Here is a 13,415-nt window from a genome sequence, read left to right as displayed (position 1 = left end):
AGGAAGGGGCTGGCCCGCCAAGGGGCGGGCTGGCCGGTGGGCAGGGGTCAGGAGAAGAGCAGGCGCCAGGTCAGGGGGCCGGGCAGGCCGTCCGCGTCGCCGCGCAGCTCCGCTCGGCTGCGCTGGAAGTCGCGGACGTTCAGCCGGTCGGCCTCGGACCACTTCGGGCTGGGCCCGGAGGAGTAGTGCTTGCCGTAGCCCTTCTTCACGAGCTGCTTGCCGAGCAGGGTGACGTGGGAGTTGTTCTTGCCCGACCCGAAGTAGGAGGTGCCAGGGAACGGCGGCGCGGGCTTAGGAGTGGTGCCGGTGGTGCCCGACTCGGTGCCGGAGCTGCCGTTGACCTTGGTCTTGGCCTTGGTGACGAGCTTGGCGAAGTCGATGTCGCCGGGGTCGCCGTGGTCGTTCTCCGGGACGTGGGCGTGGCCGCACCAGCCCTGGAAGTCGTTCCACGCCGAGAAGGACATCCGGGCGTCGGTGTCGCCGTAGGAGGACGGGTAGGGCAGCCACGTCGCGGGGCCGGTCAGCGGGATGTTGTTGTTCTTGTACTGCCAGGCCATGAACGCCGCGAGGTCCTGCAGGGCCCAGTCCGGGGCGTCCGGCCAGTAGATGTAGTCCTCGCCCGGCGTCTCACCGTCCCAGCTGGTTTCGTTCTCGGGATCGCAGGTGCCCACCAGTTCGATCTGGATGCAGTTGAGGGTGTTGGTCTCGACGCCGCCGGCGCGGTTGACCAGGGCGCGGGCGGAGCGGTCGAAGGGGTAGTGCTGGTAGAACTCCAGCCGCTTCTTCGCGAAGTTCGGCACGGCGGTGATGTTCGGCGCCTCGGCGCCCTGGTCGTACGAGGGCAGGGAGGTGCCCTCTGTGGTGTGGATGATGCCGCAGTTGGGCTTGATCTCGCTGCCCTCGTAGCGGGACGAGTAGTCGTAGGCGCGGCTGGCGCCGGGGTAGTACAGGACGGTCACGGTGTTTCCTCCAGTGCTGGTGAGCAGGGAGGGAGCACCGTGACCGGTGATGCGGGTTAGTGTCGCGCGCTGCCCGTGGGTCGCCGTTATGCGGTCGGTACGCCGGAGTTCCGTGGGGCGGCCACCGTGCCGACGCGCGTGCATTGGATGGGCGGAGCCCGGCCCGAGGGAGCGACGGACCAGGGAGGGGGGCCACCGGGTCCGTGCCGTGGGGCCGGTCAGTGGCCGCGCAACTGCGCGGCGTACGTCTCTGCCTCGGCCGCGAGGTTGGGCACGAGCTTGAGGTGCTCGAGGAGCGCGGCGATGCGCTCGCCGTGGGGCGTTGGGAGTATTACGGTGCCGTCGGGGGCCTTGATCGGGCGCGTGGCCGTGATAGCGGTCGGCGCGCTGGTGGTTGACGGTGCCGTGGTCGTGATGACCATGTCGCCGCCCTGGATGACGGCGCCGGTCGCGGTGCCGCCGGTGATGCTGTTGACAACGCCCACTGCTGGTTCCTTCCGGATGAGTGATCGTTTTGCCGGGGGAGCGTATCGCTTGTGATCAGCAGGGCGTTGGGCCGGGCGGGCCGGAACCGCAGGGTTCACCCGTCGACGACCTCTGCGTCCAGGACGCTGCCGTCCTCCAGCTCGGGCGGCTTGGGGTACTGCACGGCGAAAAGGCTCTTGTTCAGCCGCTCGGCGATGGCTGCGAGGTCGACGCGGGGTTCCTCGGCGGGCGCGCCGGCGTCGATGCCGGTGATCTCGAAGGCAATCGCGGCATCCTTGCCGTAGTGGTGGCGGTGCTGCCGCTCCAGGTACCAGGCGTCGGCGCGCCAGTCCGGGGCCGTGCGGTCCTCGGTGACCTCTTCGACGATCTGGCCGGTCTCCGGATCGCGGAACTTTCTCGTCGTGACCTTGGTGACGATTCCGCCGTCGGCGACCCGGCGAATGTTGGCCATGGCGCGGGCTCCTGCCATGGCGCGGGCGGTGCGGACCTTTTCGAACAGCTCGACGTAGGGGTCCTCGTCCCGGTTCGGGGCCTGCCCGTCCTCGCGGGCGGCGACTTCGGCCCGGCCGCGAGCCATCCACCGGTGGTAGGTGGCGCTTGAGATGCCAGATGCTTCGGCGGCGAGTTCGACGGCAATGCCGGTGCGGGATGCGGCGATGATGCGGCTCTCGACCTCCTCGGACAGCAGAGTGGGGCGTCCGGCGCCGGAGCGGCGGGGCTTGCGGCGGTTGGACATGGGGCCGCTCCTCAGCGTCCGGGCGTGAACGCGTGGCCGCAGGCCGGGCAGGTGATCAGGCTCGCACGTCCTTCGTCGTCTGGGCTGAGGCTGTCACCGCCCAGACCGTCAGCGCCGTCGTCTGGGAGGTGCAGCAAGGGTGCATGGTCCTCGTTGATGGCGCCGGGCAGCGTCTCGGGGTCAACCTGGCGTAGCAACTTGTCCAGCTCGTCATCGGAGATGGCGAGCGAGTCGTACAGCTCGGCGTCTTCCGTCACGATGTCTTCGAGGTAAGCGGCGAGGGAGCGCGGTCGCCAGCCGCCGTCGGCGCCGATCTTGTTGAGCTTGATGTTCAGCGCCTTCGCCTCGGCGTCGGAGCGGGAGGCCCAGCCGCGCTGGACGGGGACGAGCCAGCCGCCGTCGTTGTCCAGGAGGAGCCCGGCGGGAAGCTGTTCACCGCGGGCCTGCATCTCGATCAGAGCCTCGCGGCGGCCGTGGCCGCCCAGGATGGTGTGGGTGCGTTCGTCGGCGATGGGCTGGTCGACGAAGCCATGCGTGCGGATGCTCTCGATGATCCGCTCGACTTCGTGATACTTCGGATTGCCGGGCGCGGGGGTGAGGTCGGTGAGCGGCACGTAGGTGGTGTAGCGGGGCGCGGGCAGGGTCTCGGTCACGGCAGTCCTTCCGGCGGTTCGTAGTGCCGGCGGCGGGCGCGGGCTGCGAGCCCGCGGACTTCAACCGCAGCACCCCGCCTCGCAAGCGGGGCATGCCGTCATGGCCGGGCCGCGCCCGCCGCCGGGCCGGCGCCGCCCTCGTTCCGGATGGGGCGACACCGGAGCTTTCCCACCCCTGGCGACGTCACCAGGGCAGGAGAGCCGTGCGGAAGGTAGGGGACGTGGATGGTTTGTGTCGCGGCGTCGTCAGGCCAGGGCCTCGGCCACGAGGTTCCCGGTTCGTCGCGCGGTGATGGTCACCTTCGTGTTCGCGTCCCCGAACACGGTGGGGTAGTCGGTGCCAAGGTTCACTTGCACGTCGGTGCCGCCGGTGGGGGTCTTCACGTGCTTCAGCGCGTCCACGGTGACCCGGCGCTCGTTGAAGTGGATGACATCGCCGACCTGGAGGCCTCCCATCCTCACCCGTTCCGTGTGGTGTTCGAGCACATGCGGGCGCTGCGTGAACGCGTGGCGGGATACTTCGGCCACGGCCTGGGCGAACTGGCTGGCGGTGTAGCGGCTGACGGGCTTTCCCCGCTCGTTCACTAGCAGCGGGCCCTCGGAGCGTCCATCCATAGCTTCGCGGACGATGTTGAATACGCGGTCGCTGAGGGGGAACGCCTGCGGCTCCGACTCCTTCACGGGCACTGCCACGACCGCCTTCCCCTTACCGAGGTCGGCATCGCGCACATCCAGGCTGATGGCGCCCGTCGCTGGATCGCGGTCGACGGCGGTGAGGACGCGTCGGGCGTACGACTTACTGACGTTCCAGAGTGCGGCGCAGTCCTGTGCGGACATCAGTTCATCAGCCATAGCCCGCAACATAGGCACACCCCGTTTGCACGTCAACGAGGGCGCGACTGTCGGGCGCCGCTGAGTGCTCAGCAGGCTCGCGCGCTGGATGTGGTGCGCTGTGGAGGCAGGGATGTCTGCACGAGATGCCCGGCCGGGAGTGGTCCTGGCCGGGCATAGGGTCGTGCTCGTTCCTCGGTCGGGGTGCTCGTGTCCTTGTGATGACGGCTGAGGTCCCGTTCGCAAGCGTGCAGCCCAGGGCCTGGGGTGGTGGCGGCCGGTGTTCAGCTCTGGCGGGTGAGGGGGCCGGTGATGGTGTGGGTCTCTTTCCTCAGCTGCAGGGAGTCGATGGAGGGGGAGAGGGGGACATAAAAGACCCCTTCCATGGCGACGCGCAGGCGCTTGGGAGTGCGGTTGTCGCCGACGCACTCGGGGCGGGCGGCGAGAGTGTCGAAGCGCGCGGATGACCCGTCCGTCACGGTAGATCCGACTACCTTTCCCTCCTCATCGAGCACCGGCTCGCCGTAAGCGTCTTGGACGCGGACATCGAAAACGACGCTCCGTGGGGTTCGTTGGTTGAGGCGGTATCCGTTGCTGAAGGGAGAGGTCTGGTTCACCTGTGTCTTTGCCGTCGGGTCGCCGAATTCGTCCCTGAAGAACTCGATCTTCAGGGCAAAGGTGACCCTGCTCAGGGTTTTTCCGTCACTCGTGACTTTGTGCGTGACCGTGCCGCTATAGGTGGTGTTGAAGTAGTCGGAGCGTTCTCCGCCGCATTCATGGAGGGGGACGCCGGCGGCGGCGGGGGTGACGGTGACTCCCAGGGTGCTGGCGGCCAGCAGGCCGAGAGTGGCCAGTGTCGTACGCGTGCGCATAAAGGGGGCTCCTGATGGATGTGCGACGGCAGTGATCGCGGTGGGGGTTGCTCGCAGCCCTGGCGCTGGCGGGGCGCCGGGGGACGGGGGCTGGGAACATCACCGCCCGGCCGGCAGGCGTTGTGGCATGCCGGGTCCCGGCTGTCCTTGCCGTGCCCGCGAGGAATGGGCACGGCAAGGACAGCCGGAAGAAGAAAGGGCGGGCGGCCTTACTTCAGGGAGGCGTCGAGGGTGCCGGACAGGCCCGAGGTCAGGGACTGTGAGGCGGAGTTGGCGGTGTCCTTCGCGGCCACGGCGGTGACCGGGTCCGGCTCCAGCGGGCCGGCGGCTGCGGCATCGTCCGGTGCTACTGAGGGCCGGACACGGGCTGAACAGCCCGCTTGGACGACCTCATCCGCATACTGCGCTCAGGGTGTGATCGTGCCGTACTGGCGGCCTTCATTCGACGCGGGTCAGTTTGCCCGTCCAGACATAGGTTTGACCGCCGTCCTGGTGGTTTCCCCGGATGTCGAGGTACTTGGGGGAGGTGTCGCCGGTGCATACGGCCTTCCCCTTTGTTCTGGCGAACTGCTTTACAGGCCGGTACGTGTACTGACGGACGCCCGTGGGGCCTGCGGTCTGGAAGTAGAAGTCCACGGTCTGCTGCCTGGTGGTGTCGATGTTGTACTCGTCAGTGGTGAATCCGAGCTTATCCATTTGGGAAATGGTTTGGTAAATCCCCGAACTGGTTTGGTAGAACTTAATCGAGAGGTCGTGAGTGCTTTTCTTGGCCAGGGTCGAGCCAAACTGGGTGTTCTTGTTCACCTTGCCGCGATAGGTGTGTTCGGCGTAGTCGATCTTCCGGGTGCCGCACTGGTCGAGCGGTACGTTGTCGGCGGCTGCGGGGACAGAGGCGCTCAGGGCGCTGGCGGCTGTCAGGCCGAGAGCGATCAGTGTGGTACGGAGTCGCATCAACATCTCCAACTCGGGGGCGACCGGTACGGGGTGCTGGGCGGGTACGCCTGACGCGATCCGGAGGCCGGGCTCACCCGCAGCCGAGCGCCGGGGGCTGCCCCGCGCTGCTCCGCCGCGGGCGCTATGGTCTGCCAGGCCCGGCCCTCCGGATCTGCCGGGGCGAGCGGGCAGCCCCTGGAGGGCCGGCAGAAAAGAACGCGGGGTGTGGTTACTTCAGGGAGGCGTCGAGCGTGCTGGACAGGCCCGAGGTCAGGGACTGTGAGGCGGAGTTGGCGGTGTCCTTCGCGGCGGTGACCGGGCCCGGCTCCGGCGGGGCCGGCGGCTGCGGCACTCCGCCCGGGGACGCCTGGTCCGACGACTCGCCCGAACCCTTGGGGTCGTAGGTGTAGGTGAGGGTCTCCTTGCGCTCCTTGGTGAGCTTTCCCGGGGCCGGGGAGACCACCAGCGTTGGCGTCCCCTCACCCGGGCCATCCGCTACCGCCGCCTGCAGGGAACCGGCGCCTGCCAGCATCCCGACGACCACCCCCGCCACCAGCGCGAACCTGCGTGCCATACCGTTCATCACATCTCCCTTTGAACCGACTTGCATCAGTCAGATGCACTAACCATCCGGCGCGCATTAGGTCACGCGGGCTGCGAAAGTCGTATATTCCAACCGCCCTAGTCATCCAGCAGGACGGCACCATCCCCCGCCCTCACCCGTGCTACGGACGGCTGGGATCTACACCTGTCCCGGTAGGCCCGCAGACGCCCGGCCGGAAGGCGATCAGCCTCTCAGCCAGGCACGCGGTCAGCGCCCAAGACCGTGAGAGCACCGCCCGGCCCCGCAGCGAGCCGGGGGCACCGGCAGCCGCAGATACAGGTCGAGCTTTCCGCTCGGATCGGTAGGCGACGCGCGTCGATCACAGCGACGACGAAGGCCGGCAGTCGGCCAAGGCGAGGCTGTGGCCTGTTCGCGAGACCAACGGCTTCAAGACCTTGACGGACGGCCTTCGGGCCACAGGGCTGTGCACGCGGGCGGGGGCGCGAAGTAGGCGAGAGGGAAAGGGACGGTGATGGGATCGATGAAGTCGAGGGGCCACCGGTCGCGTCGTCGGTCGCTACCCGATGGTGATCAAGGTAGCCGGTTGGCCAGGTTCAGGGTGGACAACCGTCTCCCACGGGAGACGCGGGGCGCCGCGCCAGAAGCCTGTCGGTCGAGGCGGGAGCTGCGCACTGAAATGGTTCCTGAAACGAAGGTGACCGCTAGTCCTGTCGGTAGAAACTTCAGCGCCCAGGTCAGTGGCCATGTCCACTGAAGTAATGAATGGAGCCCGACCGCGACCTCCCACTCGGCTCAGCGAGTTCGGGCGCGGCCGAACACACGCTGCGACGCATGCTGTAGTATTTGTTGTGGCTGGGAGAGCAACCCAGCCGCCTGGGCCTTGGTGTCACAGATTTCGCCGGTTGACGTACCTACTGGCGGCATCCTCTGCACCTCGCCCGGGACAGACCCGAAAAGCCCTGGGCCGTGCCTTGGGTGAGAAAGGACCGTCATGTCGTACGACCACGTCAACCAGGCGCCGGAGTCTGCCTTGTCCCTGGGGGATGCCGCACTCCTCTCCGTCTTCGCCAAGCTGTTCAAGGACCACGTCGTGCCCGCGATTGACGAAAAGATCGCCGCTGTGAAGGGCCCGCTCCTTGCTGCTTACGACAACCCCGAAAGCAGCACCAAGTCCGTCGACGCCAAGGTCAACGGCGTCGCCGTCGCCACGCATACGGTGGCCATCTCCAAGGACAAGTACGACGTCGGCGACGAGGACGCGTTCAACGAGTTCGCCGAAGAGAAGGGCGAGGCCGAGGCCATCATCCGGGCGCGTCCCGCCTTCCGTACCGCGATGATCAAGCGCGCCCAGTACGACAAGGCGACGGGCGAAATTGTCGACAAGGTCACCGGCGAAGTGATTCCCGGCCTCACCCGCATCCCCGGCGGCAAGCCGACCGGCTCCGTCACCACGACCTGGAAGGACGGGGGCCAGGAAGCCGTGATGGAGGCTTTCCACGAGGGACAGCTCGACGGTCTGCTGCGCGGTGTGCCGATGCTCCCTGCCGCGCCCGGCCGCGACGCCCAGCGGTAACGCGCGCACCGTCGTACGACTGCCCGGCCGCCCCCCGCTGCGGCGGCCGGGCCTTTCCTCAAAGGACCCTGCCTTGTCCACCCACATCCACATCGCCCCGGCTCTTGCCGGAGGCATATCCGACCGCGCGTTCCGCCTTTACTGCTACCTCGTCCTGGAGAGCGACGGCGAGTGGGTCACCGTGCAGGACGCCGCCGACGCGTGCAACCTGACCAACCACCAGGCTCGCGAACCTCTCTCTGAACTCCGCAAGGAGGGCATGGCCGAATCTCGGCGTGTGTACGAGATGGGCTCCCAGGGCCGTAAGACGTGGCACACCCACTTCCGGCTGCCGCAGGAGACAGTGAGCGGGGCGGCAGCGTGACCAACCGCAGCGCGGTGCGCCACAACCGCCGCCCCCTCTTCGTCGCGGTCGAGTCCGCGACAGCCCGCGACATTCGCATCAGCTACCGTGCGCTCGGCCTGCTCACGTACTGTCTGGACCAGCACGACAGTTGGAACGTCCGCTCCGAACAGCTCGCACGCGGCGAGGGACGCGAGGGGCGCGACGCAGTCCGTAAAGCGCTCCACGAACTGGCCGCGAACGGCTACTACCGCCTGGAGCGGCGCCGCTTCCTCGACGGCAAGACGGCCATGGGCGCTGCGGTCAGCGCGTACCCCGTCGAACAGTGGGCCAAGGACTACATCACCTTCGGCAACAAGCTGGACGTCCCGGTCGTCGAGCAGGAGGACGGGTCGTTCCGCGTCCGCTACCCCGACAACAGCCTCGGGTCGGACGGCTTCGCGTCCGACCCGGATGCCAGGCCGGACGACGCCCCCGCTGAGGATGTCCAGGAGTGGGAGGAGCCCGAGCCGGAGCCCAAGCCGGAGCCGAAGAAGAAGCCGCGCCGCGTCCCGCCGGCCGCCGCTCGCGCCGCCGCGAACAAGGCCCAGCAGCCCAACCCCTCGGAGAAGCAGGGCGAGACGCCCGGGGAGACGAAGGTGAAGACGCCCGCCCAGGAAGTCGCCACCTGGTACTACGACCACGCCACACAGCACCTCGGCCCGTACGCGGGCAAGCAGAAGTCCGGGTGGTACTTCGGGCTCGTCAAGCTCAGCCAGCAGGCCCTGGACGCCGAGTACACGCAGAAGCAGGTTGCCAAGGCGTTCCAGCGCACCGGGGTGCACTTTCCCACGGCGCACCAGTTCCAGCGCGCGCTGAGCGACGAGCGGAACAACAAGCCGATGCCCGCCCAGTACGGCGGCCGCCCCGCCCCCTACAGCGACGCCGCGACCTGGGGGACGAACGACACGTACGGGCCGCCCGCTCCGACCGCCCCCGACGACGCCACGTTCGGCATCGTCCCCGCCTGATGCGAAAGGAGAACGAGCGGTGAGTGCCATGGCCGCCGAAGGCTTCATCCCCGGCCGCGAGCCGAAGCGGCTGTTCGAGATCACGGAGCGCACACTTGCGGCGCTCCACCGCGGCGGAGCGGACCTCTCGCAGCTCGGCGTGCCCGCGCCGCCCGAGGACGGCGAGACCGACCTGTGGGAGGACGTCTCCGTCCCCCAGGCCCGCGCCCGCACTCTTGCCTGGCGGAACAGCATGACAGCGGCGGACCACGACGACTACATGAAGTGGCGGTTCCCCGACCTGGACGACAACCAGTGTCCCAAGGCGCTGAGCAGCTGGCTCGACTCGGTCGTCAAGGCGAAGAGGGAAAAGGCGCGCCCCAGCACGATGCACTTCATCGTGTCGGGGAACATCGGCTCGGGGAAGACCACCGCTGTGGCGGCGCTCGGCAACGAGGCCAGTGACCGGGGCCTGCTCGTGCGGTTCGTGCAGCACTCCACGTACCTCACCTGGCGCCGCCCGGACGGGGGCCCCGACGGCATGAGCCGGTACGAGATCCGAAGGCGCCACGTCGAGGACCCTGACCTGCTCATCCTGGACGAGCTGTGCGGTGAGATGGACGGCGTGCAGACGGAGTTCGTGCGCCGGGAGACCACCGACCTGGTCGGCTCCCGCCTCGCGTCGGGCAGGCCGACGGTGTTCTCGACCAACCTGCGGCGCGATGGCATCAAGGCCGTCCTCGGCGAGCGACTGCTGTCGCGCATCGAGGACCGGGCGTACCTGGCGAAGGTCGTGGGGCAGGACCGGCGCATGCCCCACAAGCCGCTGGACTGGTGAACAGCCACCCGCCGTATGGCCGGTAACGAGACCTGCGCGATCGAGGGCAGCGCGCCGACGGGTGGAGGTTATATCGTTTGGGCAACCCGAGGGCCGACGAGCATAGGTCCTCGGGAAGACCCGAACGAAAAGGACCTGTCTTGCCCAAGTTGCCCACCATACGTGCCATTACCCAGGGTGAACGGGACCTGCGAGATTGGCACCGCAACCTTCGCATCGGAGCCGCGGCCGCGGGCTTCGGAATGATGCTCGCCTCCCTGTATCAACTCCACTGGGCCGGCACGCTCATCGGCTTCCCCACCTTCGCGGCTGCCGCGATGGCCGGTTCGCTCGAACTCCTCCTTGCCTTCAACGCCGGAGCTGTCACCTCGATACGCAAGCGCACGGAGCGGGGCGCAGAGGGCGGCTACTACTGGTCGCTGTGGTGCATCTTCGCGTTCCTGCTGTGCATCTCGATCGCCGCGAACGTCGGCCACGCCATGGTCGCCCTGTCCGAGTGGTTCAGTGTCGGCGGTGCCCCGGCCATGATGGCGGAGAACCGCGTGTACGTGTACGCGGTCGGCAGCGGCGTCGCCGCGATGGTGCCACTCGGCGGCAGCTTCGGGCTGCACATCTCTGGGTTCGTCCGCGCGCGCGGAGCGGGTTCCGACTGGGTCGACGAGGACGGAACCGGCGCGCTGCTCGACACCGCGGCGCCCGTCCCCGCGACACTGCGGAAGACGCCGGCAGCACCGAGCCCCGTGGCGAAGGGGCCCGGCGAGAAGCCCAAGGCTCCCGCACCTGAGCAGCTGGCCGAGCCCCCGGCGCCGGACCAGAAGGACGAGGCGCCGGAGGAGACTGAGCAAGAGCCGGAGCCCGCCCCGGAGATCGAGTCGGTGAAGGTGCTGTCCGAGGAGGGGCTGTACGCCATCTACAAGGCGGCCAGGGACGCCGCCGAGCACCACCGCTTCGGCCCGCGCGGGGACTTGAATCCCACCCAGCTCGGCCGCCGCCTCGGGCAGAGCCCGCAGAACGGCCGGAAGAACGTCGGCCCCCGTTTCGACTCCCGCTACCGTGCGGAGAAGCAGGAGGAGCGCGGCGACGGCGTGGACCTGGACGGCCTTGAAGCCGGTAGCGAGGCCGCTCAGGCATCCTGACGTACTGCACCTGCACGACTCAGCGGCGGGCGCTCCCGATCCAGGGCGCCCGCCGCTGGCACGATCGGACCTTCATGACCTCCGAGAACCTGGCCCGTCTAGCCGCCGCCCGCGCCCACCGCGACCTGTCCGACCTGGCCCGGCAGGGCGTGGGCGACATCAGCTCTGTCACAGGGGCATGTGAGCGGATTGAGGCGGCGCGGCGGCTGCGGGTGATGGTCAACGAACTCCTCGACCTGGTCGTACTCGGCGAGGCCTTGGGCGGCGAGCCGTGGGAGGAGATCACGCGTGCCCTGCGCCGTCGGGACGCAGAGACCGTCCGGGTCGAGTACGCCGAGGCCGTGAACCAGTGGAAGGCGGCGCCGGCCACGGCTCTCTACGGGGCCAAGGGTGACGCGGAGGACCTGGACGCCTGGTACCGGCGGCATCGGGAGGACGCTGATCCACTCGCCGCAAATCCGGTGTCTGACCTGCTGCAAACGGATTGATTCTCCACCCAGACGCGCTAGAATAGTACAGCGCGCGTCAGGGTGAGAGGTTAAGGCCCTTCGCGCCGCAACATCCGGGAGAGCAACCCGGAAGACCCGAAACGAAAGGCCCGTTCCGTGGCTGGAATCACCGCGCCCCAGCGCACCCGCAAGAGCCGGAAGCCCACCGGCAAGCCGAACCCGCCGATCATCCTGCTCACCGGCCCGGAGAAGACCGGCAAGAGCTACGAGGCCGCACGCGGCTCCGGCTCCGACCTCATCGGCATGACGTACTGGATCGAGATCGGTGGCACCGAGGGGACCGCCGACTACTACGGCCGCGTTCCGGGCGCCGCCTACGAGATCGTCCCGCACGATGGCTCGTACCAGGACATCCTCGACGCGATCCGCTGGGTGAATCACCAGCCCCGCGTCGACGGCAAGCCGAACATGCTGGTCGTCGACTCCATGACCTCGCTGTGGGACATGCTCAGCGACGAGATCGCCATGTACGCGCGCAACCGTGCGATCCGCAAGGCGCAGCGCAACCGCTCCCGCCTGCCCACCCTCGACGACCCGGTCGTCATCGACTCGGACCTGTGGAACCGGGCCAAGGACCGTTGGGGCGAGGTGCTGTGGCTCCTGCGCCGCCATCAGGGCCCGTGCCTGCTGCTCGCCCGCACCGAGATCATCACAGCGTTCGAGAACGACAAGCCGACCCGCAACACCACCCGGAAGGTCAAGGCGGAGAAGAACCTTCCCGCAGCCGTCGACGCGATCGTGGACCTTCACGCGATCGGTGAAGCCTGGCTCACCGGCGTACGCACCCTCCACATGGAGATCCAGCCCGGCGAGACCCAGCGGTTCCACGACTTCACCATAGACGGGCTGCTGCGCCGCCTTGGCCTGCATGATGCCGCCGAGTCCCGCTCTGCTTCCGAACTGCGGCCCGACGCCGAACTGCAGGAGCACGGCCAGCAGCCTCAGCAGCCCGCCTCGCGCCCGGAGCCCGCCCGGCCTGCCCCGGCCCTGACCGGCGAGCAGGCCGCCAAGCTGGTCCGCGACGCCCTGATGCACCCCACCGACCCTGAGAACGCCCTGCGCGAGCTGCGCGAGTATCACGGTCGCCGCTCGCTCACGGCCGTGAAGACGGAGACCGCGTGGGGCGTGATGAGTGCCGATGACCTGATCACCAAGTCGCTCGACCACCTCAAGACGAAGGCCGAACAGGCACAGGTACAGGCGGACACGGAGGACGGAGAGCAGCCCGGCGGCCAGCAGGATTCGACCGGGCACGGGGCCGACGTGGAGGAGCCGACGGACGCGGACGAGCCCGAGCCGGTCGACGAGGGAACGCCGCCGCCCCCGGACCCGGACGAGAACCCGCCCACCCCCGAACGGCCCGAGGAGACCAGCGAAGCCGAAGAGCCGCAGGATCTCCCACGGCCCCGCCCCGCCCAGGTGAACAAGGTCAACAAGGTCATGGCGGTGCTGCTCACCGAGGCGGAGATCCAGGCCCGCATCATGGGCATGACGATGCAGGAACACCTGGAGCCGATCTCCGGCTCCGACGAGGGTGCGCCGCCGCCGATGACGAAGCTGCGCACGTACGTCATCGAGCACCGCCCCATGGTGATCGGCCTCCTGGAAGAGCGCGGCGAACGGGACATCGCCAATGCCTACCGGCTCGCGGGCAGGCCGGAGCTGAAGATCGCCGAGATGTTCGCGACGCTCTACACCGACCTCGCCACCGTCGGGTGACGTGAGGTGACGCGCTCCGGGCGCGCCTCTCCGGCTCCGGGCTGGGGTGGGGCGCACCCGGAGCGCATCACCGCACTCACCGAAGGCGCGGCTGCGCGCTTCCAGCCATCGCCTGGGCGCGCCTTCGCTGCGTCCAGGGCGCGCGCCACCTGGCTAGGCAGGCGCGCCACACCGCAACCGCAGCGCGCCGCAGGTGGTCATGGCGGGCGCGCGCCCTCGCCGACAGGGAGTAGCGCGCCTCCGCCGCCGCGCGCTCCGGGAGGCGCGCCCGCC

15 protein-coding genes are annotated in these 13,415 nt (G+C 68.7%); 7 read left to right on the top strand and 8 right to left on the bottom strand.

Annotated elements, in window-relative coordinates; genetic code table 11:
* Positions 1-47 precede the first annotated feature (47 nt).
* The 8 genes from AB8O64_RS11315 to AB8O64_RS11280 form a co-directional block, all read right to left on the bottom strand.
* Positions 48-959 (bottom strand): peptidoglycan-binding protein, encoded by a 912-nt coding sequence (locus AB8O64_RS11315; RefSeq protein ID WP_370419038.1) that lies wholly within the window; start codon positions 957-959, stop codon positions 48-50.
* A gap of 218 nt (positions 960-1,177) precedes the next feature.
* Positions 1,178-1,444, bottom strand: coding sequence for a hypothetical protein (locus AB8O64_RS11310; RefSeq protein WP_370419037.1), 267 nt, complete (start codon positions 1,442-1,444; stop codon positions 1,178-1,180).
* A 95-nt stretch (positions 1,445-1,539) separates the two neighbouring features.
* Positions 1,540-2,181, bottom strand: a complete 642-nt coding sequence (locus tag AB8O64_RS11305; RefSeq protein ID WP_370419036.1) for a hypothetical protein — start codon at positions 2,179-2,181, stop codon at positions 1,540-1,542.
* Positions 2,182-2,192: 11 nt separating this feature from the next.
* Positions 2,193-2,834 (bottom strand): ParB N-terminal domain-containing protein, encoded by a 642-nt coding sequence (locus tag AB8O64_RS11300; RefSeq protein WP_370419035.1) that lies wholly within the window; start codon positions 2,832-2,834, stop codon positions 2,193-2,195.
* A 246-nt stretch (positions 2,835-3,080) separates the two neighbouring features.
* Positions 3,081-3,686: a hypothetical protein gene (locus AB8O64_RS11295; protein WP_370419034.1), complete on the bottom strand. Its 606-nt coding sequence runs from the start codon at positions 3,684-3,686 to the stop codon at positions 3,081-3,083.
* 263 nt (positions 3,687-3,949) lie between these two features.
* Positions 3,950-4,537 carry a hypothetical protein gene (locus tag AB8O64_RS11290; protein ID WP_370419033.1) on the bottom strand — a complete coding sequence of 196 codons (588 nt, stop codon included), beginning with the start codon at positions 4,535-4,537 and terminating at the stop codon, positions 3,950-3,952.
* 438 nt (positions 4,538-4,975) lie between these two features.
* The gene (locus tag AB8O64_RS11285) at positions 4,976-5,488 is read right to left on the bottom strand and encodes a hypothetical protein (protein ID WP_370419032.1); all 513 of its coding nucleotides are present in this window, start codon (positions 5,486-5,488) and stop codon (positions 4,976-4,978) included.
* A gap of 211 nt (positions 5,489-5,699) precedes the next feature.
* Positions 5,700-6,053 carry a hypothetical protein gene (locus AB8O64_RS11280; protein WP_370419031.1) on the bottom strand — a complete coding sequence of 118 codons (354 nt, stop codon included), beginning with the start codon at positions 6,051-6,053 and terminating at the stop codon, positions 5,700-5,702.
* Between the two features lie 973 nt (positions 6,054-7,026).
* On the opposite strand from AB8O64_RS11280, the gene AB8O64_RS11275 reads away from it, so the two are divergent.
* From AB8O64_RS11275 to AB8O64_RS11245, 7 genes are all read left to right on the top strand, one after another.
* Positions 7,027-7,608 carry a hypothetical protein gene (locus AB8O64_RS11275; protein WP_370419030.1) on the top strand — a complete coding sequence of 194 codons (582 nt, stop codon included), beginning with the start codon at positions 7,027-7,029 and terminating at the stop codon, positions 7,606-7,608.
* Between the two features lie 73 nt (positions 7,609-7,681).
* Positions 7,682-7,972 carry a hypothetical protein gene (locus tag AB8O64_RS11270; RefSeq protein ID WP_370419029.1) on the top strand — a complete coding sequence of 97 codons (291 nt, stop codon included), beginning with the start codon at positions 7,682-7,684 and terminating at the stop codon, positions 7,970-7,972.
* Positions 7,969-8,961, top strand: a complete 993-nt coding sequence (locus AB8O64_RS11265) for a hypothetical protein (protein WP_370419028.1) — start codon at positions 7,969-7,971, stop codon at positions 8,959-8,961. Before AB8O64_RS11270 ends, AB8O64_RS11265 begins: the two co-directional genes overlap by 4 nt.
* 19 nt (positions 8,962-8,980) lie before the next feature.
* On the top strand, positions 8,981-9,778 hold the full coding sequence (locus AB8O64_RS11260) for a hypothetical protein (RefSeq protein ID WP_370419027.1): 798 nt from the start codon (positions 8,981-8,983) through the stop codon (positions 9,776-9,778).
* A 140-nt stretch (positions 9,779-9,918) separates the two neighbouring features.
* A complete protein-coding gene (locus AB8O64_RS11255) occupies positions 9,919-10,914 on the top strand; it encodes a hypothetical protein (protein WP_370419026.1) in 996 nt (331 codons plus the stop codon).
* Positions 10,915-10,988: 74 nt separating this feature from the next.
* Complete coding sequence (locus AB8O64_RS11250; RefSeq protein WP_370419025.1) at positions 10,989-11,402, top strand: hypothetical protein; 414 nt, start codon at positions 10,989-10,991, stop codon at positions 11,400-11,402.
* Between the two features lie 117 nt (positions 11,403-11,519).
* Positions 11,520-13,142, top strand: a complete 1,623-nt coding sequence (locus AB8O64_RS11245; protein WP_370419024.1) for a hypothetical protein — start codon at positions 11,520-11,522, stop codon at positions 13,140-13,142.
* Positions 13,143-13,415 lie beyond the last annotated feature (273 nt).

The organism is Streptomyces sp. QH1-20 (assembly GCF_041283565.1).
Classification (GTDB): domain Bacteria; phylum Actinomycetota; class Actinomycetes; order Streptomycetales; family Streptomycetaceae; genus Streptomyces; species Streptomyces syringius.
The sequence above is the reverse complement of the archived record's forward strand: the minus strand, read 5'-3'. Positions and strand labels throughout refer to the sequence as shown.

Bases quoted from the DNA above. Each gene is read 5' to 3' on its own strand.
- AB8O64_RS11305 (WP_370419036.1), bottom strand. From the start codon at position 2,181: ATGTCCAACCGCCGCAAGCCCCGCCGCTCCGGCGCCGGACGCCCCACT.
- AB8O64_RS11295 (WP_370419034.1), bottom strand. From the start codon at position 3,686: ATGGCTGATGAACTGATGTCCGCACAGGACTGCGCCGCACTCTGGAAC.
- AB8O64_RS11290 (WP_370419033.1), bottom strand. From the start codon at position 4,537: ATGCGCACGCGTACGACACTGGCCACTCTCGGCCTGCTGGCCGCCAGC.
- AB8O64_RS11285 (WP_370419032.1), bottom strand. From the start codon at position 5,488: ATGCGACTCCGTACCACACTGATCGCTCTCGGCCTGACAGCCGCCAGC.
- AB8O64_RS11280 (WP_370419031.1), bottom strand. From the start codon at position 6,053: ATGAACGGTATGGCACGCAGGTTCGCGCTGGTGGCGGGGGTGGTCGTC.
- AB8O64_RS11275 (WP_370419030.1), top strand. From the start codon at position 7,027: ATGTCGTACGACCACGTCAACCAGGCGCCGGAGTCTGCCTTGTCCCTG.
- AB8O64_RS11250 (WP_370419025.1), top strand. From the start codon at position 10,989: ATGACCTCCGAGAACCTGGCCCGTCTAGCCGCCGCCCGCGCCCACCGC.